This is a genomic window from Pseudomonas sp. AF32, assembly GCF_022342325.2.
GTDB lineage: Bacteria > Pseudomonadota > Gammaproteobacteria > Pseudomonadales > Pseudomonadaceae > Aquipseudomonas > Aquipseudomonas uvaldensis.
In genome coordinates this window covers 107,881-129,666 of sequence record NZ_RQJK02000011.1, presented here as the reverse complement: position 1 = coordinate 129,666, position 21,786 = coordinate 107,881, and the positions used below count along the sequence as shown (strand labels likewise).

The window sequence follows — 21,786 nt, the reverse complement described above, 5'->3', positions numbered from 1 at the left end:
AAGCTGGAATTAAAGAACAGCTTGTCTGTGAAGTTGCTCCGGGTCGTGCTCATGTCGGCATTGATCGTCGGCATGATTTTGAGCTGCGCTCAGATCGTGTTCGATGCCTACAAAACCAACCAGGCCGTTTCCAACGACGCCCTGCGAATCCTCGATATGTTCCGCGACCCCTCGACCCAGGCCGTCTACAGCCTCGATCGGGAAATGGGCATGCAGGTCATCGAGGGATTGTTCCAGGACAAGGCCGTACGCATGGCCTCCATCGGTCATCCTCGCGAAACCATGCTCGCGGAAAAGACCCGGCCCCTGCAGAACTCGAAAAGCCGCTGGCTGACCGACCTCATCCTGGACAAAGAACGCACATTCACTACGCAACTGGTAGGTCGTGGCCCCTTCAGCGAATACTACGGCGACCTGAGCATCACCCTCGATACCGCCAGCTACGGCCACAGTTTCATTGTGAGTTCGGTGGTCATCTTCATTTCCGGCATGCTGCGGGCCCTGGCGATGGGCCTGGTGTTGTACCTGGTCTATCACTGGATGCTGACCAAGCCGCTGTCGCGCATCATCGAACACCTGACCGAAATCAACCCCGACCGCCCCAGCGAACACCAGATTCCCCTGCTGCGAGGCCATGAGCAGAACGAGCTGGGCCTCTGGATCAACACGGCCAACCAGTTGCTTTCCTCTATCGAGCGCAACACGCACCTGCGCCACGAAGCGGAAAACAGCCTGCTGAGAATGGCGCAATACGACTTTCTCACCGGCCTGCCCAACCGCCAGCAGCTCCAGCAGCAACTGGACAAGATCCTGGTGGACGCGGGCCGCTTGCAACGCCGGGTAGCGGTGCTGTGCGTGGGCCTGGATGATTTCAAGGGCATCAACGAACAATTCAGCTACCAGACCGGCGACCAGTTGCTACTGGCCCTGGCCGATCGGCTGCGGGCTCACAGCGGGCGCCTGGGGGCATTGGCGCGATTGGGCGGCGATCAGTTCGCCCTGGTCCAGGCCGACATCGAACAGCCTTATGAAGCCGCCGAACTGGCCCAGAGCATCCTCGACGACCTGGAGGCCCCCTTCGCTCTCGACGACCATGACATTCGTCTGCGGGCCACCATCGGCATCACTCTTTTCCCCGAAGATGGCGGCAATACGGAAAAGCTGCTGCAGAAAGCCGAGCAGACCATGACACTGGCCAAGACCCGCTCGCGCAATCGCTACCAGTTCTACATTGCCAGTGTCGACAGCGAAATGCGCCGACGCCGCGAGCTGGAAAAAGACCTGCGCGAGGCCTTGGTCCGCGATCAGTTCACCCTGGCGTACCAGCCACAGATCAGCTACCGCGACCTGCGCGTGGTGGGTACCGAAGCCCTGATCCGCTGGCATCACCCGGAGCACGGCTTCGTGCCACCCGACCTGTTCATTCCCTTGGCCGAGCAGAACGGCACCATCATCGCCATCGGCGAATGGGTACTGGACCAGGCCTGCAAGCAACTGCGCGAATGGCATGACCAGGGCTTCATCGAGCTGCGCATGGCCGTCAACCTGTCGACCGTGCAACTGCATCACACCGAACTGCCCCGGGTGGTGAACAACCTGTTGCAAAGGTACCGCTTGCCGCCTCGCAGCCTGGAACTGGAAGTCACCGAAACCGGCCTGATGGAAGACATCACCACCGCCGCCCAGCACTTGCTGAGCCTGCGCCGTTCCGGTGCGCTGATTGCCATCGATGATTTCGGCACCGGCTATTCGTCCCTGAGTTATCTCAAAAGCCTGCCGCTGGACAAGATCAAGATCGACAAGAGCTTCGTCCAGGACCTGCTCGAAGACGAGGACGACGCGACCATCGTCCGGGCCATCATCCAGTTGGGCAAAAGCCTGGGGATGCAAGTGATCGCCGAAGGGGTCGAGACGGTCGAGCAAGAGGCCTACATCATTTCCGAGGGCTGCCATGAAGGTCAGGGCTACTACTACAGCAAGCCCCTTCCGGCCCGGGAACTGGGGGCTTACCTGAAGCAGGCGCAGCGCAGCAAGGCCCTCATTCTCTGAGGGTTATAAAAAGCGCTGCCGGGGTCTGCGTCTGCCGGGGAATGGAAATGCTTCAAGGCGCAAATCCAGGCTGCAATCTTTCATCTATAGACTAGAAATATTTACAGTCACGCCCTTTACACATAATGCAAATCTTTCGCATTATGTCGCACCTTTTGCGCGCCCTCGCGCCAGTCCCATCCATTACCGAAGCAGGATGTTCGCCATGATTCGTATGCCTCTGGCCTCCGCCAGTCTGCTGGCCATCGCTATTTCCCTCGCCGGTTGCGGCGAAGGCAAGGACAAGGCTGCCGCCCCGCAAGCGCCTGCGCCGGCTGCCAGCACTGCAGCACCGGCCACCCCGGCTGCCAGCGTCAAGGTCGACGAAGCCGCCGCCAAGGCCGTTGTCGCGCATTACGCCGACATTGTCTATGCCGTCTACAGTGATGCCGAATCCACTGCGAAAACCCTGCAGACCGCTGTCGATGCGTTCCTGGCCAAGCCGAACGCCGAGACGCTGAAAGCCGCCAAGGCTGCCTGGGTCGCCGCCCGCGTGCCTTACCTGCAGAGCGAAGTGTTCCGCTTCGGCAACACCATCATCGACGACTGGGAAGGCCAGGTGAACGCATGGCCACTGGACGAAGGCCTGATCGATTATGTCGACAAGTCCTACGAACACGCCTTGGGCAACCCGGGCGCCACCGCCAACATCATTGCCAACACTGAAGTCCAGGTGGGCGAAGACAAGGTCGACGTAAAAGACATCACCCCGGAAAAACTCGCCAGCCTGAACGAGCTGGGCGGTTCCGAGGCCAACGTCGCCACCGGCTACCACGCCATCGAATTCCTGCTGTGGGGCCAGGACCTCAACGGCACCGGCCCGGGTGCCGGCAACCGTCCTGCGTCCGACTACCTGCAAGGCGCGGGTGCCACCGGCGGCCACAACGACCGTCGTCGTGCCTACCTCAAGTCGGTGACCCAACTGCTGGTCAGCGACCTGGAAGAAATGGTCGGCAACTGGAAGCCGAACGTGGCCGACAACTACCGCGCCACCCTGGAAGCCGAGCCTGCCGAAAGCGGCCTGCGTAAAATGCTGTTCGGCATGGGCAGTCTGTCCCTGGGCGAGCTGGCGGGCGAGCGCATGAAGGTGTCCCTGGAAGCCAACTCGCCAGAAGACGAGCAGGACTGCTTCAGCGACAACACCCACTACTCGCACTTCTACGACGCCAAGGGCGTGCGTAACGTGTACCTGGGCGAATACACCCGTGTAGACGGCACCAAGATGACCGGCGCCAGCCTGTCGTCCCTGGTGGCCAAGGCCGATCCGGCTGCGGACACCGCGCTCAAGGCCGACCTGGCCGACACCGAAGCCAAGATCCAGGTCATGGTCGATCACGCCAACAAGGGTGAGCACTACGACCAGCTGATCGCCGCAGGCAATACCGCCGGCAACCAGATCGTCCGCGACGCCATCGCCGCGCTGGTCAAGCAGACCGGTTCGATCGAACAGGCCGCCGGCAAGCTGGGCATCAGCGACCTGAACCCGGACAACGCTGATCACGAGTTCTGATCAACGCTGCTGAATAAAAAGGCGACCTTCGGGTCGCCTTTTTTCTGCCTGGAAAACCGCAACAACTATTGTGGGAGCGAGCCTGCTCGCGATGACGGTGGCACATCCAACATCTCTGCAAGCTGATCCATCGCTATCGCGAGCAAGCTCGCTCCCACCGGGATCTGTGTCAGACAGGAAATCCGGGCACATCCTGCAGTATTTCATCACTGCAATCCCGCCAGCCGTCCTTCGATAAACCGCCGCTCCGGCCATTGCTGCGTCAACTCAAGGGCTCGCTGATAAGCCGCCCTAGCCTCGTCGTTTCGCCCCAGTTGTCGGCAGAATTCTGCCCGCGCTGAGTGCGCAAGGTGATAGTCCAGCAACTCGCCACGCCGCAGGATTGCGTCAATCAGTTCCAGCCCCGCCGCCGGGCCATCGCGCTTGGCCAGGGCGGCAGCACGATTGAGTTCGATCACCGGCGACGGCACGGCGCGCAGCAGCACATCGTATAGCCCGACGATCTGCGGCCAGTCGGTCTCCTGCGGTGTCGGTGCCTCGGCGTGAACAGCCGCAATCGCCGCTTGCAGGCAGTAGGGACCGAATCGACGAGTGTTCAAGGCGGCTTCCACCAAGGTACAGCCTTCGGCAATCAGTTCGGCGTTCCACAAGGATCGGTCCTGTTCATCCAGCAGGACCAGTTCACCGGTATCGGAGGTGCGCGCCGGTCGCCGGGCCTCGTGCAACAGCATCAGAGCCAGCAATCCCATGACCTCCGCCTCAGGCAGCAACTCCATCAACAGGCGCGCCAGGCGTATGGCTTCTCGGGTCAGGTCTTCCCGAGTCAATTCCGCCCCCATCGAGGCCGAATAGCCTTCGTTGAACACCAGATAGATAACCCGCAGGACACTGTCCAGCCGTTCGGGCAGTTCCGAGCGAGAGGGCACCTGGTAGGGAATTTTCGCATCGCGAATCTTCGCTTTGGCCCGCACGATGCGTTGGGCGATGGTCGCTGGCGCTGCGAGGAAAGCCCGGGCGATTTCCTCGGTGGTCAGGTCGCACACCTCCCGCAATGTCAGCGGCACTTGGGCATCCGCCGCCAGCGCCGGGTGACAGCAGGTGAAAATCAGGCGCAGACGGTCATCTTCCAAATCTTCGTCGCTCCAATCGGCCTGTTCCAGCGCTTCGAGCTGGGCGATCAACATCGGTCGCGATGCCGCGAAGCGCGCCCGCCTGCGCAAACGGTCAATCGCCTTGAAGCGTCCCGTGGACACCAGCCATGCCCGAGGGTTGTCTGGCACCCCGTCAAGCTGCCAACGCTCGACCGCAATGAAGAACGCCTCGTGCAGCGCCTCTTCCGCCAGATCGAAGTCCCCCAGCAGGCGAATCAGTGTGGCCAGGATCCGTCGCGAGTCCTGGCGATAGACCTGCTCGACCCGCGTCTTGACCGCTTCGGCCGACATCAGTCGGGCATACCCTGGGTAACCAGTGCTTCGAGCCGATCCAGACTCTGCCCCCATCCTTCATGAAAACCCATGGCCTCGTGCGCCTGGCGGTCCTCTTCACTCCAGTGCAGGGCACGGGCGGTGTAGCGGGTTTTACCGCCCTCGTCATCAAGCACTACCTCGGCGGTCATGAAGGCTTTGCCTGACGGCAGCCAGCCGGGAAGAAATGCATCGGTGAACACCAACCGCTGCGGCGCGACGATTTCCAGAAACACCCCCATGGTCGGGTACTCGCTGCCGTCGGGCGCACGCATCAGTGTGCGGAACTGGCCACCGACCCACAGGTCCATCTCGCACTCCGGCGTGGTCATGCCATGGGGTCCCCACCACTGCGCCAGCAGGGCCGGTTCGGTCCAGGCGCGGAAGATCTTCTGGCGCGGAGCATCGATCAGCCGACTGATGGATAACTCGAAAGAGGCAGGCTTAAGGTTCATGGGCAATGTCCTGTTTGTGATTGTTGTTCAGGGGTTCAGTTGGCGTACCGGCCGGACTTCGACACAGCCGACCCGGGCCGCCGGAATGTTGCCGGCGACCTGGATGGCCTCGTTCAGGTCCTTGGCGTCGATCAGGTAAAAGCCCGCCAGTTGCTCCTTGGTTTCGGCGAACGGGCCGTCGGTGATCGACAGCTTGCCACCACGCATGCGTACCGTGGTGGCGGTCTGCACCGACTCCAGGGCCTCGGCGGCAATCATCCGCCCGCTGCCCTGGACCGACTCGGCGTAGGCCAGGCATTCCGCGTCTTCCGGGCTGTCGGGCGAGTCGTGCAGCGTTTGCTCGTTGCTATACACCAGGCATAAGTACTTCATGGAAAGCTCCGGGATCGAACTGATCAACTATGACGGTAGAACCGTGCGATGGAGAAAAAACCGACGATCAGGGCTGCAGATCGAAGATCGCGGTACCGGCCATCGGGTCGAACGGCGCCGACCAATGCTCATGGACAATCTTCCATTGCCCGGCGACGCGTTGATAGCAAGCCGTGACGCGCATCCAGCAGGCTTGCTCTTCGCCTTTGTCGTTGGTGCCGCCGCAATAGGCCAGCCAATGGGCGAAGGCAATGTTGTCCGCCGGGGTGATCCGGACTTGATGGAAGTCGAACTTGTGCGGGCCGGGGCACATTTCCATGCAGGCCTGCCAATGGGCGCGATAGGCGGTCTTGCCTTTGAATTGCAAGGCCTGGATGGCATCGAACGAAACGATGTCCTCGTCGTAGAGCGCCATGACTTTTTCGACGTCCTTGGCCATGACAGCCTGGCGATAGGTATCGATCAGGGCCTGGATTTCGGTTTCGGTGGCTTGGGTGTTCATGCTGGTTCTCCGCAGGTTTTTGTTGAAGACACTCTTGGTCGCCTGGAGAAACGGCGAATCGACAACCCGAATAAAAATAATTCGCCTGCCTGGAGGCATTGCCCGCCGTGGCGCGTGCAGTCTGGCCGGAAATCCGCGGGCTGGAGCTCTCGGTCGATACCCGTAACGAATCAGCGATCAGCTTGTGTACCCGACTGGGCTGGGTCGACAACGGCGAGGCCTACAAGGGCCTCGTCGGTCATGGGCGGCGGATGGGATTGATCTTCTAGGCTTTGAGCGGTATCCAGACCTCCAGGCTGCCTTCACCGGTCCTGGGATTGAAGTCTTCACTGTAGCGTTCGAACTCCGGTTGATCCGCCGCTTCATGGCCTGATCGAGGCAACCACTCTTTCCAGATATACCGGAATGTTTCCGGCAACGTCTTCAACGGTCCCCGATGCTCGAACACCGCGTAGCGGGCAGGCTGAATCTCGATCCAGCGGTATTGTTCCGGCAAATCGTTCAGGCGGCTGATCTCGACGCCGGCGATGTATTCGAACCCACCCTTGCCATCCGGATTGCAGCACACGCCATAGGTCACTTCACTGACCTGCCCTGGCACATCACCGAGCCAGGGCAAAAACTTTTCCCAGAGCAGCGGAATATCCTGGGCGGTTTCGGGGGTGAAACGAGCGCCAAAACCGGCAATGAGCTGAAAATGTCCCTGTTCAAAGCGTGGCTGGGCTGTGTAATCGCGCTCGTGCTTTTCCATGCGTCAACACTCCGCAAAAACATGAAGTCGGGCTTGGCAGTATAGAAGCCAAACCATGATTGCCAGGCCGTTTCGCTTGTCAGGCGCCGGAAATCACCGGCACGGTGGCGGTGCCTAGAAACTCGTTGTAGCCAGAAATAATCACGTAGAGCGCGAAATAGCAGAAGATCGCAGCGGATGCCCAATACGAATAACGCAATAATTTATCCCCCAACAGCTTGCCGCCCTGGGTCGCCGCCAGGCACAGGCCCGCACACCACAGCAGACCGGCACTCAGGAACCCGCTGAGGAACAGCGCCGAGCTGAGTAGCGTGCCGCCACCTGAACGGGCAATGAGCGTACCGCCCACCGCCGCGAACCAGAGGATCGCGCTGGGCGACGACATGGCCAGGAAAATGCCTCGGAAAAACTCCTGGCGAGAGGAGTTGTCCCGGGCCTCTGACGTCTGGACCAGCACCGCGTCGTGATGAATCGCCGAATGGACCATTTTCGCGGCAAAGTACAGCAACAACCCTGAACCGCCGATCCACAGAACCCAGCGTACCGCCTCGTATTGCAACAATACCGTCATACCGGCCAGTGCCAGCACGGCGTAGATCAGGTCACCCACACATGTCCCCAGGCCCAGGGCAAAACCCTGGAAATAGCCCCGCTGCATGGCCAGGGTGATCATCGCAATGTTGGCCACGCCAATGTCCAGGCATAAGGAAAGGCTCAGCAGGAAACCGCTGGAAAACTCCATTGTTCAGTCCATTCGAAGGGGTACGACGGGTTTAGCGGCGCGCAGTCGACAACCAGCGTCCTGCGACCGGATCGACAGTGTCGTCGAAAATAGTTGTCGGCCGCCACTGGACAATCGCCCCTGCGCGCCCTTATCTTGCGCCGCAGGCCACCACAGTGGCCAACGTCGCTCGGACGGTTCCGGGCGCTCACGTATCTCGAGGCAACAATGGCCGAACAAGGTTCGTCGCGCCGCTTTGCGCGCATCGATCGACTCCCCCCCTACGTATTCAATATCACTGCCGAGCTGAAGATGGCTGCGCGTCGGCGCGGCGAAGACATCATCGACTTGAGCATGGGTAACCCCGACGGCGCCACGCCCCCGCACATCGTGGAAAAACTGGTCACCGTCGCCCAGCGTGAAGACACCCACGGCTATTCCACCTCAAAAGGCATCCCGCGCCTGCGCCGCGCCATTTCGCGCTGGTACAAGGACCGCTATGAAGTGGACATCGACCCCGAAAGCGAAGCTATCGTCACCATCGGCTCCAAGGAGGGCCTGGCCCACCTGATGCTGGCGACCCTGGACCAGGGCGACACGGTGCTGGTGCCCAACCCCAGTTATCCGATCCACATCTACGGTGCGGTGATCGCCGGCGCCCAGGTCCGCTCGGTGCCGCTGGTGCCCGGTGTGGATTTCTTCGACGAACTGGAGCGGGCCATTCGCGGCTCGATTCCCAAGCCGAAGATGATGATCCTGGGCTTCCCGTCCAATCCCACCGCACAATGCGTGGAGCTGGATTTCTTCGAGCGGGTCATCGCCCTGGCCAAGCAATACGATGTGCTGGTGATCCACGACCTGGCCTACGCCGACATCGTCTATGACGGCTGGAAAGCCCCGTCGATCATGCAGGTGCCCGGGGCGAAGGACATCGCGGTGGAGTTCTTCACCCTGTCCAAGAGCTACAACATGGCCGGCTGGCGCATCGGCTTCATGGTCGGCAACCCGGAGCTGGTCAGCGCCCTGGCGCGGATCAAGAGTTACCACGACTACGGCACCTTCACCCCGCTGCAAGTGGCCGCCATCGCCGCGCTCGAAGGCGATCAACAGTGCGTGCGCGACATTGCCGAGCAATACCGCCAGCGCCGCAATGTGCTGGTCAAGGGCCTGCATGAGCTGGGCTGGATGGTGGAAAATCCCAAGGCATCGATGTACGTCTGGGCGAAGATTCCCGAGGCCTATGCCCACCTGGGCTCACTGGAGTTCGCCAAGAAACTGCTGGCCGAAGCCAAGGTCTGCGTCTCGCCGGGTGTAGGGTTCGGGGAGTATGGCGATGATCACGTGCGCTTTGCACTGATCGAGAACCAGGACCGGATCCGCCAGGCGGTGCGCGGGATCCGGGCGATGTTCCGGGCGGATGGGTTGGTGCAAAAAACCAACGCCTGACACAAAACTTTTGGGCAACACCCTTCAAAACTGTGGGAGCGAGCCTGCTCGCGATTGCGGTACGACAATCAACAGAGATGCTGAATGTCATATCGCTATCGCGAGCAGGCTCGCTCCCACATGGGTTATTGCGTTTAGGTCAGACCACCAGCGACAACAGCAGGATAAAGATCAACCCCACCACCGACAGGATGGTCTCCATCGCCGTCCAGGTCTTGAAGGTTTCGGCCACGGTCATATTGAAGTACTGCTTGACCAGCCAGAAGCCTGCGTCGTTGACGTGAGAGAGGATCAGCGAACCGGCACCGGTCGCCAGTACCAGCAGCTCACGGTTAACACCCGGAATCATCCCCACCACCGGCACCACGATACCGGCACCGGTAATGGTCGCCACGGTCGCCGAACCGGTGGCGATACGGATCACTGCCGCCACCAGCCAGGCCAACAGGATCGGCGAGATCTGTGCGCTGACCGCCATGTTGCCGATCACCGTCCCCACGCCGCTGCTCACCAGCATCTGCTTGAAGCCACCACCGGCACCGATGATCAGGATGATCGCGGCGGTCGGCGCGAGGCTCGCGTCCAGCCACTTGAGCATTTGGTTGGAACCAATGCCCTGCTTGTAGCCGAAGGTATACAGCGACAGCAGCAACGCCAGCAGCAGTGCGGAGATCGGGTGACCTATCAGGTCCATGAAGGTACGGAAGAAGTTGCCCTCGGGCAGTGCCACGTCGGCGAACGTCTTGAGCAGCATCAGGAACACTGGCGACAGCACGGTGATCAGGGTGATGCTGAAGCTCGGCAGATCGTCGGAGTTAGTCTCGCGCGCCAGTTGGTCCACCAGCTCCTGGTTCGGATGGCCAGGGATGTGCTTGGCGATGAACGTACCGAAAATTGGCCCGGCAATAATCGCCGTCGGCAGCGCTACGATCAGGCCATAGAGAATAGTCTTGCCGATGTCGGCACCGAATATGCCAATCGCCAGCAGCGGACCCGGGTGCGGCGGCACCAGGCCATGGACGGCGGAAAGACCGGCGAGCAGCGGAATGCCGATCTTGATGATCGAGACACCGGTGCGGCGCGCAACGATGAACACCAGCGGAATCAGCAGCACGAAGCCGATTTCGAAGAACAGCGGAATGCCCACCAGGAACGCGGCGAACATCATGGCCCATTGCACCTTGTCCTTGCCGAAGGCGCGGATCAGGGTCTGGGCGATCTGATCGGCCCCGCCCGACTCGGCCATCATCTTGCCGAGCATCGTGCCCAGCGCCAGGATGATCCCGACAAAGCCCAGCACGCCACCGAAGCCGTCCTGGAAGGCCTTGATGATGGTGCCGATCGGCATGCCGGAGGTCAGGCCGAGGAACGCCGCCGCGATGGTCAACGCGATGAAGGGATGGATCTTGAATTTGGTGATGAGGACGATGAGTCCGATCACCGTGACCACTGCATCCAGCAGCAGGAACGTCTCGTGGGACATGCCAAACATGGGGGGTGTCTCCTGATTTGTTGTTGTTATTGAAGCAGTTATTCGTCAGCTGTCGGGACAGCGCTGTCTTTCTGACGCATTGAAAAAACTCAGCTGGCGAGCTTGAGGCCGTGGGCCAGCCACCAGACGTAAGCCTGACGCGCCAACTCATCGATGCTGTGGCTGGACGCATCCAAAGCCAGCGTCAGGGGCTCGCCGACAGGGGATTCGAGGGTCGCGAACTGGCTGTCGATCAGGGTCGAGGGCATGAAATGGCCCGGACGATGGGACACACGGTCGGCGGCGACTTCGGGGGTCAATTCAAGGAATACGAAACCCAGGCCCGGCAAGGCACTGCGCAGGCGCTCGCGATAACTGTGCTTGAGGGCGGAACAGGTCAACACCGGGCGCTCGCCCGTGGCGTCGACGCGGCGCAGTTCATCGCACAGGCTGTCGAGCCAGCCGGCACGGTCGTCGTCGTTCAAAGGAATACCGGCGCTCATCTTCTGGATGTTGGCCGCGGGGTGGAAAGTGTCGCCTTCGATGGCGGTGGCGCCGCTCAACTGGCATAGGGCCTGGCTGACGCATGTCTTGCCGCAACCGGCAACGCCCATGATGACGAGGGCGGTGATGGGATTGTTCATGTAACACCTCAGCGCGCAGACAGCGCTACCTTTGCGAGTTATGACACCAATGCAAAAGCAGAAGTTGCCGACGCCTTCTTGTCATTTTTGTAGTTGCAGCATGTTCGTTCACGACATCCACGGGCGGAGATCAGGCAAAACCCCGCTCACGTATTTGCAGCCACGTCGAGACAGCGCTACCTTAGTGCCTTGATTTTTGTTTGGCAAGCCGCCCTGATGACTGTCCCTAAAAACGATAAGAATACACGCACCACCGGTCGCCCTACGCTCAACGAAGTCGCACGACTGGCTGGCGTCAGCCCCATCACCGCCTCCCGTGCCCTGCGCGGGGTCAGCACCGTTGCCACCGAGCTGGTGGAAAAAGTCCGCCAGGCCGCCGTGGAACTCAACTACGTGGTCAATCCCGCCGCCCGAGCCCTGGCTTCGGCCCAGAGCCATTCGGTGGTGGTGCTGGTGCCGTCGTTGTCGAACCTGTTGTTCATCGACACCCTGGAAGCCATCCATCGAGTCCTCAGGCCCAAGGGGTTCGAAGTGGTGATCGGTAACTACCACTACTCGCGGGATGAAGAAGAAGACTTGCTGCGCAACTACATGGCCTATCAGCCGCGTGGTTTGCTGCTGACCGGTTTCGACCGCACCGAAAGTGCCCGACGCATGATCGAGGCCAGCAACATTCCCTGTGTGTACATGATGGAGCTGGACCCCGGCGCGGGCCTTAACTGCGTCGGCTTCTCCCAGCTCAAGGCCGGCGAGACAGCCGCCGAACACCTGATTTCCAAGGGGCGCAAACGCCTGGCCTACATCGGCGCACAGTTGGACCAGCGCACCCTGCTGCGTGGCGAAGGCTTTCGTCGGGCGCTGCAAAAAGCCGGTCTCTATGACCCGGACCTGGAGCTGCTGACGCCACGCCCGTCATCGGTGGGCCTGGGCGGCGAGTTGTTCCTTCAGCTGCTGGCCAGTCATCCGGACGTCGACGCGATTTTCTTCGGCAACGACGATCTGGCCCACGGAGCGCTGTTCGAGGCGCTGCGCTGTGGCATCAGGATTCCCGAACAAATATCGGTGCTGGGCTTCAACGACCTGCCCGCCTCGGCCCATATGGTCCCGCGCCTGAGCAGCATCAGCACTCCTCGGGAGGCCATCGGCCAACGCGCCGCCGAGCAGATGCTGACGTTGATGGCCGGCAACCGCATCGCGCAGCCGGTGGTCGACATGGGTTTCGAACTCAAGGTCCGCGAAAGCACCTGAGCACGCAGATTGATGCCAATGCGGTCGAGCCATGCCGCCGGACGGCAAGGGTTGGCCGCCCGACGGCCTGCCTGCATTCGCCAAAGCCCCGTGGTTTGGGGCTTTCCAACGACGGCATGGTAATTGCTCCTGCCCATCGCTCAGCCATTACCTACAGGTGTCCATCATGTTGGTCAGTGCAAAACAGCAAATGATAAATCTGCCGCTCAAGCGTCCCGGGGAAGATCCCACCGCGGAAGCCGCCAGCGGCCTGCAAAACGCCGCCCTGCAGGCGTTGCGCGACAACGTCCAGGCCCAGGCCAGCCAAGTCAAGGAGTCCGCTACCCGCCAGGCCACGCAGCAGGTCAACGCGGCCACCGCCATCAGCGACAACGTCGATGAAGCGTTCGCCAAGACCCGCGTGCAGTTGCAGACCGTCGGCGGCTCCGCAACGGCCGAGTTCAAGGACTACATGAGCAAGACGCCGGAAGAACGCCTGCGCGACAGCATCCTCAAGGAAATGGGCATCACCGAGGAAGAGTACGAGGCGATGCCGCCCGAGAAGCAACTGGCGGTCAGCCAGGAGATTGCCCAGCGTATGCAGGACAAAACGGCAATCGCAAAAGTGGAGAAAGAACAGGAACGCCGCACGGATGCCAAGGAACCGTCCGTGGACACCTTCCTGGCCGCTGTCTGAGCTCGACAGCCCTTCCAAGCTGGGGCCGATGATGCCCCAGCAGCTTCACTTCCGCCCGTTATAATGCCCTTCCCTCTTCGCCTCCGACGCTGACATGCCTGAGATTCACTACACGCTGCTCGACGCGCCACTATGGCCGTTGATGAACAAGTTCTATCGTGCCCACCAATCCTCGATGAAAGCGGTGCGTGACGCGCAGCTGTGGGTGGCGCGCCAGGAGCACATCGTCGCAGCCCTGTGCCTGCGGCCGGTATCGGGTGGACACTGGTTGACCGGTCTGTTCGTCGACCCGGCGTACCGCGAGCAAGGGATCGCCGCCCGACTGATTGCCGAAGCGATCAAAGGTGTGGAGGAACCGGTGTGGTTGTTCTGCCATCCGGACTTGCGCGGTTTCTATGAGCGACGCGGTTTCAGCTTCGACCCCGCCCTGCCCTACGCCATGGCCGAGCGCCTGAGCCGGTATGCCCGCAGCAAGCCGATGATTGCGATGGGGTGGGTGCAAAAAAACCAATGCTGAAGCGCGGCACAGATCCCCTGTGGGAGCGGGCTTGCTCGCGAAAGCGGTATGTTCAGTTACCTCAATGTTGGACAGACCGCCGTCTTCGCGAGCAAGCCCGCTCCCACAGGGGTTATGTGTAGCTGTCCAATTAATCGTCCGCCGCAGGATCCAGATCCGGAAACATCACTTCAGTGAAACCAAACTTGCTGAAATCCTTGATTCGCGACGGGTAAAGGCGCCCGATCAGGTGATCGCATTCATGCTGGACCACCCGCGCGTGGAAACCCGAGGCCATCCGCACGATCGGCTCGCCCTTGGGATCGAAGCCTTCGTAACGGATGTGCTGGTAACGCTCCACCGCACCCCGCAGGCCCGGCACTGACAGACAACCCTCGAAGCCTTCTTCCATCTGCGGCCCCAACGGTGTGATCAGCGGGTTGATCAGAATCGTCTGCGGCACGGCCTCGGCGTCGGGATAGCGCTCGCTGTGTTCGAAGCCGAAGATCACCAGTTGCAGGTCGACGCCGATCTGCGGCGCCGCCAGGCCCACGCCCCCAACGCTCTCCATGGTCTGGAACATATCGTCGATCAATTGCCACAGCTGCGGGCTGTCGAACATATCCGGCGGGACCGGCGGGGCGATACGCAGCAGGCGCTCATCGCCCATTTTCAATATTTCTCGGATCATGGCCGGGCTTCGTCAGTGTGATTGTGGTGAACGGAATGGTCGCGGCCCAGGCCCGACACGTGCTGCTTGTGGTGCTCGCCCGGGTGCTTTTCGCCGGGATCCTTGCCTTCGGCGGCCATATGCTCGATCACCGCATTCATTTCGGCACCGAGCAGCAGCACGGCCGCCGAGATATAGAAGTACAACAACAGTACGATGATCGCGCCGATACTGCCGTACATGGCGTTGTAGTTGGCAAAGGTCTTGACGTAGAAGGCAAAGCCCAAGGAGGCGATGATCCACACAACCACCGCCAGCACCGACCCTGGGGTGATGAAGCGGAACTCCTGCTTGACGTCGGGCATCACGTAGTAGATCAGCGCCACCGCCACCATCAGCAGAATCACAATCACAGGCCAGCGCACGACGGTCCAGACCGTGACGATGAACTCCTCCAGGCCGACCTGGGCCGCAATCCATTCCATCACCTGAGGCCCGAGCACCATCAGCGCCGCCGCGATGAGTAACATGCCGGCGATACCGACCGTGTAGAAAATCGACAATGGAAAACGTTTCCAGGCCGGACGGCCTTCGACCACATCATAAGCGGCGTTCATCGCGCTCATCATCAGCCGCACCCCGGCCGAGGCAGTCCACAACGCAACCACGATCCCCACGGAGAGCAATCCGCCCTTGGATTGCTGGAGCTGGTCGATGACCGGGTTGACCTGTTCCAGGGCCTGGGGCGGCAGCACCAGTTCCGACTGCAGGCGCAGCCACGAGAAAAAGTCCGGCAGATGCAGGAAACCGATCAGCGCGATCAGGAACAGAATGAAGGGAAACAGGGAAAACAGCATCTGGTAGGCCAGTGCCGAGGCATAAGTCGACATCTCGTCGTCGAGGAACTCGGTCACGGTGCGCATCATCACACGATGCAAGGGCAAGCCTTTCAAGGCCGGGAACATCATGAGCGTCTCCTTTCGCCGCAAGAAAGTGGTCGCGTGGCGACTCAAGGGGCGTTTTTTACATCAAGGTAGCCTGTTTGGCGACGCAGGAACAATTGCGCCGTTTTGCCACCGACGTTGAATTGACCGGAAACCCACGGGCCAAGTTTCATTGTTCGCACAAGCGGGGCTTTATGTTTGCCCGGTAACCGTCGAGAATGCCGCACGTATTCAGGCTACGGCCCGAAGCTCCAATCCCGTAGGAACGTTATGAAACTCGATAAAAAGCAGGCCATTGCCCGCAGGAACCAGGAACTGGGCGGCGCCGTACTGGGCGTCAACAACTGCCATTTCAGCGAATTGAACCGTAACCGCAATATCTTCTGGTTCAACATCCCGGTGACACGCCTGGCCGTCGGTCAGTACGAATGGATTCATCTGCTGCTGCACACCCCGGCCACCGACGAGCTGCTGCACCTGAAAGTGCCGACCGTATTCCTGCGGGAAAAAATGGAAGGCCTGGAAGTGCGCAACCAGGGCAAGCGCAAGGCAGCCTTGAGCCTGGAGCTGAGCGCCGACAAGGATTCGTATCTGCAGGATTTGCGGCCCGGTGGTACCAACCTGAATTTTGCGCAGTTCAAGTTGTAACCGGCACCGCCGTGGGAGCAAAGCTTGCTCCCACAGATTGTGGATTGCAGCCTGCCCTACTTCTTCACACCCAGCTTCCTGAGCTCTTCATCGCGCAACTCGCGTCGCAGAATCTTGCCCACGTTGGTAGTCGGCAAGGCATCGCGGAACTCCACCGCCTTGGGCACCTTGTAGCCAGTGACGTTGGCGCGCATGTGCTCCATCACCTGCTCCTTGGTCAGCGTAGCCCCCGGCCGGACGACAATGAAAATCTTGATCGCCTCGCCGGACTTCTCGTCCGGTATGCCGATGGCGGCGCATTGCAGCACACCCGGCAAGGTCGCCAACACGTCTTCCAGTTCATTGGGGTACACGTTGAAGCCCGAGATCAGGATCATGTCTTTCTTGCGATCGACGATGCGCATGTAGCCATCGGGCTGGATCACCGCGATGTCGCCAGTCTTGAGCCAGCCTTCGCTATCGAGGATTTCGTCGGTGGCTTCCTGACGTTGCCAGTAGCCCTTCATGACTTGCGGTCCCTTGATGCACAGCTCGCCGACTTCACCCAGCGGCAGTTCGACGCCTGCGTCGTTGATCACCTTGCACAGCGTCGACGGCACCGGAATGCCGATGGTGCCCACATGAACTTTCTGGATCGGGTTGACGGTGGCCACAGGGCTGGTTTCGGTCATGCCGTAGCCTTCACAGATCGGGCAGCCGGTGACCTCCTTCCAGCGCTCGGCTACCGCCAGTTGCAGGGCCATGCCACCGGACAGAGTGACCTTGAGCGCCGAAAAATCCAGCTTGCGGAAAGCTTCGTTGTTGCAGAGGGCCACGAACAGCGTATTGAGGCCGACGAAACCGCTGAACTTCCACTTGGACAGTTCCTTGACCATCGCCGGAAGATCCCGCGGATTGCTGATCAGGACGTTGTGGTTGCCGATCAGCATCATCGCCATGCAATGAAAGGTGAAGGCATAGATGTGGTACAGCGGCAACGGCGTGATCAACACTTCGCAACCTTCATTGAGGTTGGAGCCCATCAGCGCCTTGCATTGCAACATGTTGGCTACCAGGTTGCGATGGCTCAGCATCGCGCCCTTCGCCACGCCGGTGGTACCGCCGGTATATTGCAGCACCGCCACCTTGTCACTGGACGGGTTGGCCTCAGTCACGGGCTGGCCGTGGCCCTTGCTCAGCACATCGTTGAACTTGACGGCCTTGGGCAGGTGATACGCCGGAACCATCTTCTTCACGTACTTGATCACGCTGTTGATCAGCAGACGCTTGAGCGGCGGCAACAGGTCGGCAACTTCGGTCACGATGACGTGCTTGACGCTCGTCTTGGGCACCACGTTTTCGGCCAGGTGCGCCATGTTCGCCAGGCACACCAGCGCCTTGGCGCCGGAGTCGTTGAACTGATGTTCCATTTCCCGCGCGGTGTACAGCGGGTTGGTGTTGACCACGATAAGACCGGCACGGATCGCACCGAACACGGCCACCGGGTACTGGAGAACGTTGGGCAGTTGCACGGCGATTCGATCACCGGGCTGCAAATCGGTATGCTGTTGCAGATACGCGGCAAAGGCACCGGACAGTTCGTACAGTTCACCGTAGGTGATTGTCTTGCCGAGGTTGCTGAATGCCGGCTTGTTGGCGAAGCGTTGGCAGGATTGCTTCAACACCGCCTGAATATTCGGATACTCGTCTGGATTGATGTCGGCAGCAATCCCAGCTGGGTACTTATCCTTCCAAAAGTCTTCAATCATGGAAGCCCACTCCTCAGCAACGCGAATTCTCACCGCATTTGATGCGATTATTATTGGTGTGTGTTTGTTGGTGAATCTGGCTTGAATGAAGGCCGAGAAGTCACAAAAGCGCGCCGAGAGTAGCAGCTTTGCCAAGGGTCGACTAGAGCCAAAATAGGCCTCCATAGTCACCAATACGACTCAAGAATATTCAGTGGTCATTTTTAGAGTAAAAATTCTAAGCCCTGTCAATTTCCTCTGAATACATCAAAACTGTGGGAGCGAGCCTGCTCGCGATAGCGGTGTTTCGGTCACCTCTACAATGACTGACCTTCCGCTAGCGCGAGCAGGCTCGCTCCCACAGGGTTTGGTTTTTACTGAAGCACTGCCCGGGTCTCAGGCGATATCCCGCAACTCCCGCCGCAGGATCTTGCCCACCGGTGTCATAGGCAGCGACTCGCGCAAGACGATGTGCTTGGGAATCTTGTAGCCAGTGAAGTTCTCCTTGCAGTAGGCCTTGAGTTCTTCGAGGCTTACGCCCGCCTCGCGAGCCACCACGAACAGCTTCACCGCCTCCCCCGAACGCTCGTCCGGTACACCGATCACCGCGCAGTTGGCAACCTTCGGGTGAGCCATGACCACGTCTTCGATTTCGTTGGGGTACACGTTGAAACCCGAGACGATGATCATGTCTTTCTTGCGGTCGACGATGCGCACGAAACCGTCCGGGTCGATCACGGCGATGTCGCCAGATTTGAACCAACCCTCGCTGTCCAGTACTTCAGCGGTGGCTTCAGGCTTGTTCCAGTAGCCCTTCATGATCTGCGGCCCCTTGATGCACAGCTCGCCGCGCTCGCCCAAGGGTTGCTCGACGCCGTCGTCGTTGACCACTTTCATGAGCGTCCCCGGCACCGGCAGCCCTACCGTACCCAGTCGGGACTTCTGGCCATAGGGATTGGTGCAGGCCACGGGTGAGGTTTCGGTCAGGCCATAGCCTTCGGTGATACGGCAGCCGGTCAACTGTTCCCAGCGATCAGCGGTGGCCTTGACCAGGGCGGTGCCACCGGAGTTGGTGAGCTTGAGGCTGGAGAAATCCAGGGTCTTGAAATCGGGATGGTCCATCAACGCCACGAACAGCGTGTTGAGCCCCAGCAACGCCGAGAAACGCCAGTTCTTCAACTCCTTGATGAAGCCGCCGATGTCCCTTGGGTTGGTGATCAGCACGTTGTGGTTGCCGGTGACCATCATGCACATGCAATTCGCTGTAAAGGCGTAGATGTGGTACAGCGGCAACGGCGCGATCATCACTTCCTGGCCTTCGCGCAACAGTGGATGACCGTCGTCGCCGAACTGCCCCAGGCACGCCCGGGCCTGTTGCATGTTGGCCACCAGGTTGCCGTGAGTCAGCATCGCGCCCTTCGCCAGCCCGGTCGTACCGCCAGTGTATTGCAGCACCGCGATGTCATCGAGGCTGACGCTCAATGGCCGCAGCGCCTGGCCGCGCCCCAGGCGCAAAGCGCTCTTGAAGGAAATGGCCTGGGGCAGCGAATAGTCCGGGACCATCTTCTTGACCTTGCGCACCACGGTGTTGACCAGCCAACCCTTGGCGGTGGGCATCAGGTCGCCCATCTTCGCTTCGATCAGGTATTGCAGGTCCGTGTCGGGCAGCACTTCCTGGACCTTGCTGCCGAACAGGTTCATGTAAACCAGCGCCCGGGCACCGGAATCCTTGAACTGGTGACGCATCTCCCGTGGGGTGTACAGCGGGTTGGTGTTGACCACGATCAGCCCGGCGCGCATGGCCCCGAATACGGCGATCGGGTATTGCAGGACATTGGGCATCTGCACCGCGATGCGATCGCCGGGGGCCAGGTCGGTGTGGGCTTGCAGATAGCCGGCGAACGCCGCGCTGTAGCGCTCCAGCTCGGCATAGGTCAGCGTCACGCCCATGTTGCTGAACGCCGGGCGATCGGCGAATTTCTTGCAGGAACGCTCGAACACCTCGATGACCGACTTATAGGCCCCGACGTCAATGTCGGAGGGCACGCCGGCCGGGCGTTTGTCATTCCAGAAATCAGGCTGCATTGTTTTTGTCCTCTTTACCTGAACTGTCCCGGGCCGCCTCCGAGCTGTGCGAGAAGCGGAGCTCTTGGGACACTAGCAGCTCTGGCCAATCAGGCAAATACGGCAATTTGTGTCATATATTGTGTGAATCTTGCTGCCTACGCATGGCCTGATCAGGCGGAACGCAGCGGATGGGCTATACAATGCAGCAACGGCGCGCATGCTCCCCTGCAAAGGAATCGTCATGATTCATGAAACGTTCTGGCTGACCACGACCGACCACAGCCGCCTGTTCGTCAATCAGTGGCTGCCCGAAAACGCCCCCCGGGCAGTGATCATGGTGGCCCATGGGATGGCCGAACACAGTGGCCGCTACGCACGCCTGGCCCAGGCGCTGTGCAACGAAGGTTATGGCGTCCTCGCCCCGGACTTGCGCGGCCACGGCCGCACCGCCGAGGGCGCGATCCTGGGCCATTACGCCGACCATGACGGCTGGGCCAAAGTGGTGGGTGACCTGGCCAGTCTCAATCAGCACATCGGCCAGCAACATCCCGAGACCCCCATCCTGCTGCTGGGGCACAGTATGGGCAGCTATATCGCCCAGGCTTATCTGCTGCATCACAGTGCAAGCCTGCATGGAGCGATTCTCAGCGGTTCCAATTTTCAACCGGTGGCGCTTTATCGCGCCGCTCGCCAGATCGCCCGTTTCGAACGCTGGCGCCAGGGGGCCGCCGGGCGCAGCGCCTTGATCGAGTGGCTGTCGTTCGGCAGTTTCAACAAGGCATTCAAACCAACGCGTACGGCCTTCGATTGGCTCAGTCGTGACCCGGCCGAAGTGGACAAATACGTTCAGGACCCGCTGTGCGGCTTTCGTTGCACCAACCAGCTATGGGTGGATCTGCTCGGCGGATTGCAGCAAATCAGCAAAGCGTCCAATCTCGCCCAGATCGATCCGGGCCTGCCGCTGATGGTCATTGGCGGCGAATGTGATCCGGTGAGCGAAGGCAAGCGTCTCAAGGATCTGGCCGATGCCCTGCGCGACGCCGGCAACCGGCACTTGCAATTGAAGATTTACCCGCAGGCCCGGCACGAATTGTTCAACGAAACCAACCGCGATGAGGTGACGACCGACGTGCTGGCCTGGATCGCCCAGGCGTTGAGCCACAAACGGCCGCCACGAAGCGAGTAATTTCCTGGCGCAGCCCGCTGGCTGCGTTTTTCCTTTTTACCCGTCACAGGATTTGAGACAAATGACCCAGGTTACCAACATCCCTTACGAAGCCCTCGAAGTGGGCCAGACTGCCAGCTACAGCAAGACCGTCGAAGAGCGTGACATCCAGCTGTTCGCCGCGATGTCGGGCGACCACAACCCGGTGCACCTGGACGCCGAGTTCGCGGCGGCGAGCATGTTCAAGGAACGCATCGCCCACGGCATGTTCAGCGGTGCACTGATCAGCGCGGCGGTGGCTTGCGAATTGCCTGGGCCGGGCACCATCTACATCGGCCAGCAGATGAGCTTCCAGAAGCCGGTGAAAATCGGCGACACCCTGACCGTGCGCCTGGAAATCCTGGAAAAGCTGCCGAAGTTCCGCGTGCGCATCGCCACCCGCGTGTTCAACCAGCGCGACGAGCTGGTGGTCGACGGCGAGGCCGAAATCCTCGCACCGCGCAAGCAACAGACCGTGACCTTGCCGACTTTGCCGGCGATCAGCATCGGCTGAGCGGCCCTATCTCTGGTGTGACATCTACCTGTGGCGAGGGGATTTATCCCCGCTGGGCGGCGAAGCGGCCCCAAAACAGTCAACTCAATCTGTCTGGCACACCGAGGTAACAGGCTCTAGGGCTGCTTTGCAGCCCAACGGGGATAAATCCCCTCGCCACAATTATCTC

General features: G+C 60.5%; 21 protein-coding genes and 1 pseudogene. 10 read left to right on the top strand and 12 right to left on the bottom strand.

The annotated features are described in order from the left end of the window. Positions 1 to 51 precede the first annotated feature (51 nt). Positions 52 to 2,049 carry a putative bifunctional diguanylate cyclase/phosphodiesterase gene (locus EGM97_RS12555; RefSeq protein ID WP_477788811.1) on the top strand — a complete coding sequence of 666 codons (1,998 nt, stop codon included), beginning with the start codon at positions 52 to 54 and terminating at the stop codon, positions 2,047 to 2,049. Positions 2,050 to 2,254: 205 nt separating this feature from the next. After that, entirely contained in the window at positions 2,255 to 3,598 is a 1,344-nt protein-coding gene (locus EGM97_RS12550; protein WP_238960899.1) for an imelysin family protein, read from the top strand. Between the two features lie 206 nt (positions 3,599 to 3,804). Here EGM97_RS12550 and EGM97_RS12545 read toward each other — a convergent pair whose 3' ends face one another. The 4 genes from EGM97_RS12545 to EGM97_RS12530 form a co-directional block, all read right to left on the bottom strand. Beyond that, on the bottom strand, positions 3,805 to 5,040 hold the full coding sequence (locus EGM97_RS12545; RefSeq protein ID WP_238960900.1) for an RNA polymerase sigma factor: 1,236 nt from the start codon (positions 5,038 to 5,040) through the stop codon (positions 3,805 to 3,807). After that, complete coding sequence (locus EGM97_RS12540) at positions 5,040 to 5,516, bottom strand: SRPBCC family protein (RefSeq protein WP_238960901.1); 477 nt, start codon at positions 5,514 to 5,516, stop codon at positions 5,040 to 5,042. The genes EGM97_RS12545 and EGM97_RS12540 overlap by 1 nt, the downstream gene beginning before the upstream one ends. Positions 5,517 to 5,543: 27 nt before the next feature. After that, positions 5,544 to 5,888, bottom strand: a complete 345-nt coding sequence (locus EGM97_RS12535) for a YciI family protein (RefSeq protein WP_053146245.1) — start codon at positions 5,886 to 5,888, stop codon at positions 5,544 to 5,546. 67 nt (positions 5,889 to 5,955) lie between these two features. After that, entirely contained in the window at positions 5,956 to 6,390 is a 435-nt protein-coding gene (locus EGM97_RS12530; RefSeq protein WP_053146242.1) for a YybH family protein, read from the bottom strand. Positions 6,391 to 6,473: 83 nt separating this feature from the next. On the opposite strand from EGM97_RS12530, the pseudogene EGM97_RS12525 reads away from it, so the two are divergent. Then, positions 6,474 to 6,659: pseudogene (locus EGM97_RS12525) on the top strand (GNAT family N-acetyltransferase); the annotation flags it as partial. On the opposite strand, the gene EGM97_RS12520 reads toward EGM97_RS12525, so the two are convergent. Beyond that, the gene (locus EGM97_RS12520) at positions 6,656 to 7,141 is read right to left on the bottom strand and encodes a GyrI-like domain-containing protein (protein WP_238960902.1); all 486 of its coding nucleotides are present in this window, start codon (positions 7,139 to 7,141) and stop codon (positions 6,656 to 6,658) included. The pseudogene EGM97_RS12525 and the gene EGM97_RS12520 overlap by 4 nt on opposite strands. 79 nt (positions 7,142 to 7,220) lie before the next feature. Beyond that, positions 7,221 to 7,883: a LysE family translocator gene (locus EGM97_RS12515; RefSeq protein ID WP_238960903.1), complete on the bottom strand. Its 663-nt coding sequence runs from the start codon at positions 7,881 to 7,883 to the stop codon at positions 7,221 to 7,223. Positions 7,884 to 8,090: 207 nt separating this feature from the next. Here EGM97_RS12515 and alaC point away from each other — a divergent pair, with 207 nt between their 5' ends. Continuing rightward, positions 8,091 to 9,308 (top strand): alanine transaminase, encoded by a 1,218-nt coding sequence (gene alaC, locus EGM97_RS12510; RefSeq protein WP_238960904.1) that lies wholly within the window; start codon positions 8,091 to 8,093, stop codon positions 9,306 to 9,308. A 139-nt stretch (positions 9,309 to 9,447) separates the two neighbouring features. Here the strand turns inward: alaC and EGM97_RS12505 are convergent, their stop codons facing one another. Next, positions 9,448 to 10,800: a GntP family permease gene (locus tag EGM97_RS12505; protein WP_238960905.1), complete on the bottom strand. Its 1,353-nt coding sequence runs from the start codon at positions 10,798 to 10,800 to the stop codon at positions 9,448 to 9,450. An 89-nt stretch (positions 10,801 to 10,889) separates the two neighbouring features. Next, positions 10,890 to 11,423: a gluconokinase gene (locus tag EGM97_RS12500; RefSeq protein WP_030139335.1), complete on the bottom strand. Its 534-nt coding sequence runs from the start codon at positions 11,421 to 11,423 to the stop codon at positions 10,890 to 10,892. A gap of 216 nt (positions 11,424 to 11,639) precedes the next feature. On the opposite strand from EGM97_RS12500, the gene gntR reads away from it, so the two are divergent. From gntR to EGM97_RS12485, 3 genes are all read left to right on the top strand, one after another. Next, entirely contained in the window at positions 11,640 to 12,671 is a 1,032-nt protein-coding gene (gene gntR / locus EGM97_RS12495) for an HTH-type transcriptional regulator GntR (RefSeq protein ID WP_238960906.1), read from the top strand. 166 nt (positions 12,672 to 12,837) lie between these two features. Further along, entirely contained in the window at positions 12,838 to 13,347 is a 510-nt protein-coding gene (locus EGM97_RS12490) for a hypothetical protein (protein ID WP_238960907.1), read from the top strand. 94 nt (positions 13,348 to 13,441) lie between these two features. Next, positions 13,442 to 13,864 carry a GNAT family N-acetyltransferase gene (locus tag EGM97_RS12485; protein ID WP_238960908.1) on the top strand — a complete coding sequence of 141 codons (423 nt, stop codon included), beginning with the start codon at positions 13,442 to 13,444 and terminating at the stop codon, positions 13,862 to 13,864. A 130-nt stretch (positions 13,865 to 13,994) separates the two neighbouring features. Here the strand turns inward: EGM97_RS12485 and def are convergent, their stop codons facing one another. Both def and EGM97_RS12475 read right to left on the bottom strand, forming a co-directional pair. Further along, a complete protein-coding gene (gene def / locus EGM97_RS12480) occupies positions 13,995 to 14,534 on the bottom strand; it encodes a peptide deformylase (RefSeq protein WP_238960909.1) in 540 nt (179 codons plus the stop codon). Further along, a complete protein-coding gene (locus tag EGM97_RS12475; RefSeq protein ID WP_238960910.1) occupies positions 14,531 to 15,481 on the bottom strand; it encodes a YihY/virulence factor BrkB family protein in 951 nt (316 codons plus the stop codon). Before EGM97_RS12475 ends, def begins: the two co-directional genes overlap by 4 nt. A 246-nt stretch (positions 15,482 to 15,727) precedes the next feature. Here EGM97_RS12475 and EGM97_RS12470 point away from each other — a divergent pair, with 246 nt between their 5' ends. Then, positions 15,728 to 16,105, top strand: a complete 378-nt coding sequence (locus EGM97_RS12470) for a hypothetical protein (RefSeq protein WP_238960911.1) — start codon at positions 15,728 to 15,730, stop codon at positions 16,103 to 16,105. A gap of 56 nt (positions 16,106 to 16,161) precedes the next feature. Here the strand turns inward: EGM97_RS12470 and fadD1 are convergent, their stop codons facing one another. Both fadD1 and fadD2 read right to left on the bottom strand, forming a co-directional pair. Then, positions 16,162 to 17,853, bottom strand: a complete 1,692-nt coding sequence (fadD1, locus tag EGM97_RS12465; RefSeq protein ID WP_238960912.1) for a long-chain-fatty-acid--CoA ligase FadD1 — start codon at positions 17,851 to 17,853, stop codon at positions 16,162 to 16,164. A gap of 375 nt (positions 17,854 to 18,228) precedes the next feature. Then, entirely contained in the window at positions 18,229 to 19,917 is a 1,689-nt protein-coding gene (gene fadD2 / locus EGM97_RS12460) for a long-chain-fatty-acid--CoA ligase FadD2 (protein ID WP_238960913.1), read from the bottom strand. A gap of 223 nt (positions 19,918 to 20,140) precedes the next feature. Here fadD2 and EGM97_RS12455 point away from each other — a divergent pair, with 223 nt between their 5' ends. Beyond that, positions 20,141 to 21,085 (top strand): alpha/beta hydrolase, encoded by a 945-nt coding sequence (locus tag EGM97_RS12455; protein ID WP_238960914.1) that lies wholly within the window; start codon positions 20,141 to 20,143, stop codon positions 21,083 to 21,085. Between the two features lie 61 nt (positions 21,086 to 21,146). Next, the gene (locus tag EGM97_RS12450; protein ID WP_003227420.1) at positions 21,147 to 21,617 is read left to right on the top strand and encodes a MaoC family dehydratase; all 471 of its coding nucleotides are present in this window, start codon (positions 21,147 to 21,149) and stop codon (positions 21,615 to 21,617) included. The last annotated feature ends 169 nt before the right edge of the window (positions 21,618 to 21,786 follow it).

Excerpts from the sequence above, each read along its gene's own strand:
- EGM97_RS12540 (WP_238960901.1), bottom strand. The coding sequence starts at position 5,516 with ATGAACCTTAAGCCTGCCTCTTTCGAGTTATCCATCAGTCGGCTGATC.
- EGM97_RS12455 (WP_238960914.1), top strand. The coding sequence starts at position 20,141 with ATGATTCATGAAACGTTCTGGCTGACCACGACCGACCACAGCCGCCTG.
- EGM97_RS12515 (WP_238960903.1), bottom strand. The coding sequence starts at position 7,883 with ATGGAGTTTTCCAGCGGTTTCCTGCTGAGCCTTTCCTTATGCCTGGAC.
- alaC (WP_238960904.1), top strand. The coding sequence starts at position 8,091 with ATGGCCGAACAAGGTTCGTCGCGCCGCTTTGCGCGCATCGATCGACTC.
- fadD1 (WP_238960912.1), bottom strand. The coding sequence starts at position 17,853 with ATGATTGAAGACTTTTGGAAGGATAAGTACCCAGCTGGGATTGCTGCC.
- EGM97_RS12485 (WP_238960908.1), top strand. The coding sequence starts at position 13,442 with ATGCCTGAGATTCACTACACGCTGCTCGACGCGCCACTATGGCCGTTG.
- EGM97_RS12505 (WP_238960905.1), bottom strand. The coding sequence starts at position 10,800 with ATGTTTGGCATGTCCCACGAGACGTTCCTGCTGCTGGATGCAGTGGTC.
- EGM97_RS12500 (WP_030139335.1), bottom strand. The coding sequence starts at position 11,423 with ATGAACAATCCCATCACCGCCCTCGTCATCATGGGCGTTGCCGGTTGC.
- EGM97_RS12520 (WP_238960902.1), bottom strand. The coding sequence starts at position 7,141 with ATGGAAAAGCACGAGCGCGATTACACAGCCCAGCCACGCTTTGAACAG.
- EGM97_RS12555 (WP_477788811.1), top strand. The coding sequence starts at position 52 with ATGTCGGCATTGATCGTCGGCATGATTTTGAGCTGCGCTCAGATCGTG.
- EGM97_RS12535 (WP_053146245.1), bottom strand. The coding sequence starts at position 5,888 with ATGAAGTACTTATGCCTGGTGTATAGCAACGAGCAAACGCTGCACGAC.
- EGM97_RS12450 (WP_003227420.1), top strand. The coding sequence starts at position 21,147 with ATGACCCAGGTTACCAACATCCCTTACGAAGCCCTCGAAGTGGGCCAG.
- EGM97_RS12545 (WP_238960900.1), bottom strand. The coding sequence starts at position 5,040 with ATGTCGGCCGAAGCGGTCAAGACGCGGGTCGAGCAGGTCTATCGCCAG.
- EGM97_RS12550 (WP_238960899.1), top strand. The coding sequence starts at position 2,255 with ATGATTCGTATGCCTCTGGCCTCCGCCAGTCTGCTGGCCATCGCTATT.
- fadD2 (WP_238960913.1), bottom strand. The coding sequence starts at position 19,917 with ATGCAGCCTGATTTCTGGAATGACAAACGCCCGGCCGGCGTGCCCTCC.
- EGM97_RS12470 (WP_238960911.1), top strand. The coding sequence starts at position 15,728 with ATGAAACTCGATAAAAAGCAGGCCATTGCCCGCAGGAACCAGGAACTG.
- EGM97_RS12490 (WP_238960907.1), top strand. The coding sequence starts at position 12,838 with ATGTTGGTCAGTGCAAAACAGCAAATGATAAATCTGCCGCTCAAGCGT.
- def (WP_238960909.1), bottom strand. The coding sequence starts at position 14,534 with ATGATCCGAGAAATATTGAAAATGGGCGATGAGCGCCTGCTGCGTATC.
- EGM97_RS12475 (WP_238960910.1), bottom strand. The coding sequence starts at position 15,481 with ATGATGTTCCCGGCCTTGAAAGGCTTGCCCTTGCATCGTGTGATGATG.
- gntR (WP_238960906.1), top strand. The coding sequence starts at position 11,640 with ATGACTGTCCCTAAAAACGATAAGAATACACGCACCACCGGTCGCCCT.
- EGM97_RS12530 (WP_053146242.1), bottom strand. The coding sequence starts at position 6,390 with ATGAACACCCAAGCCACCGAAACCGAAATCCAGGCCCTGATCGATACC.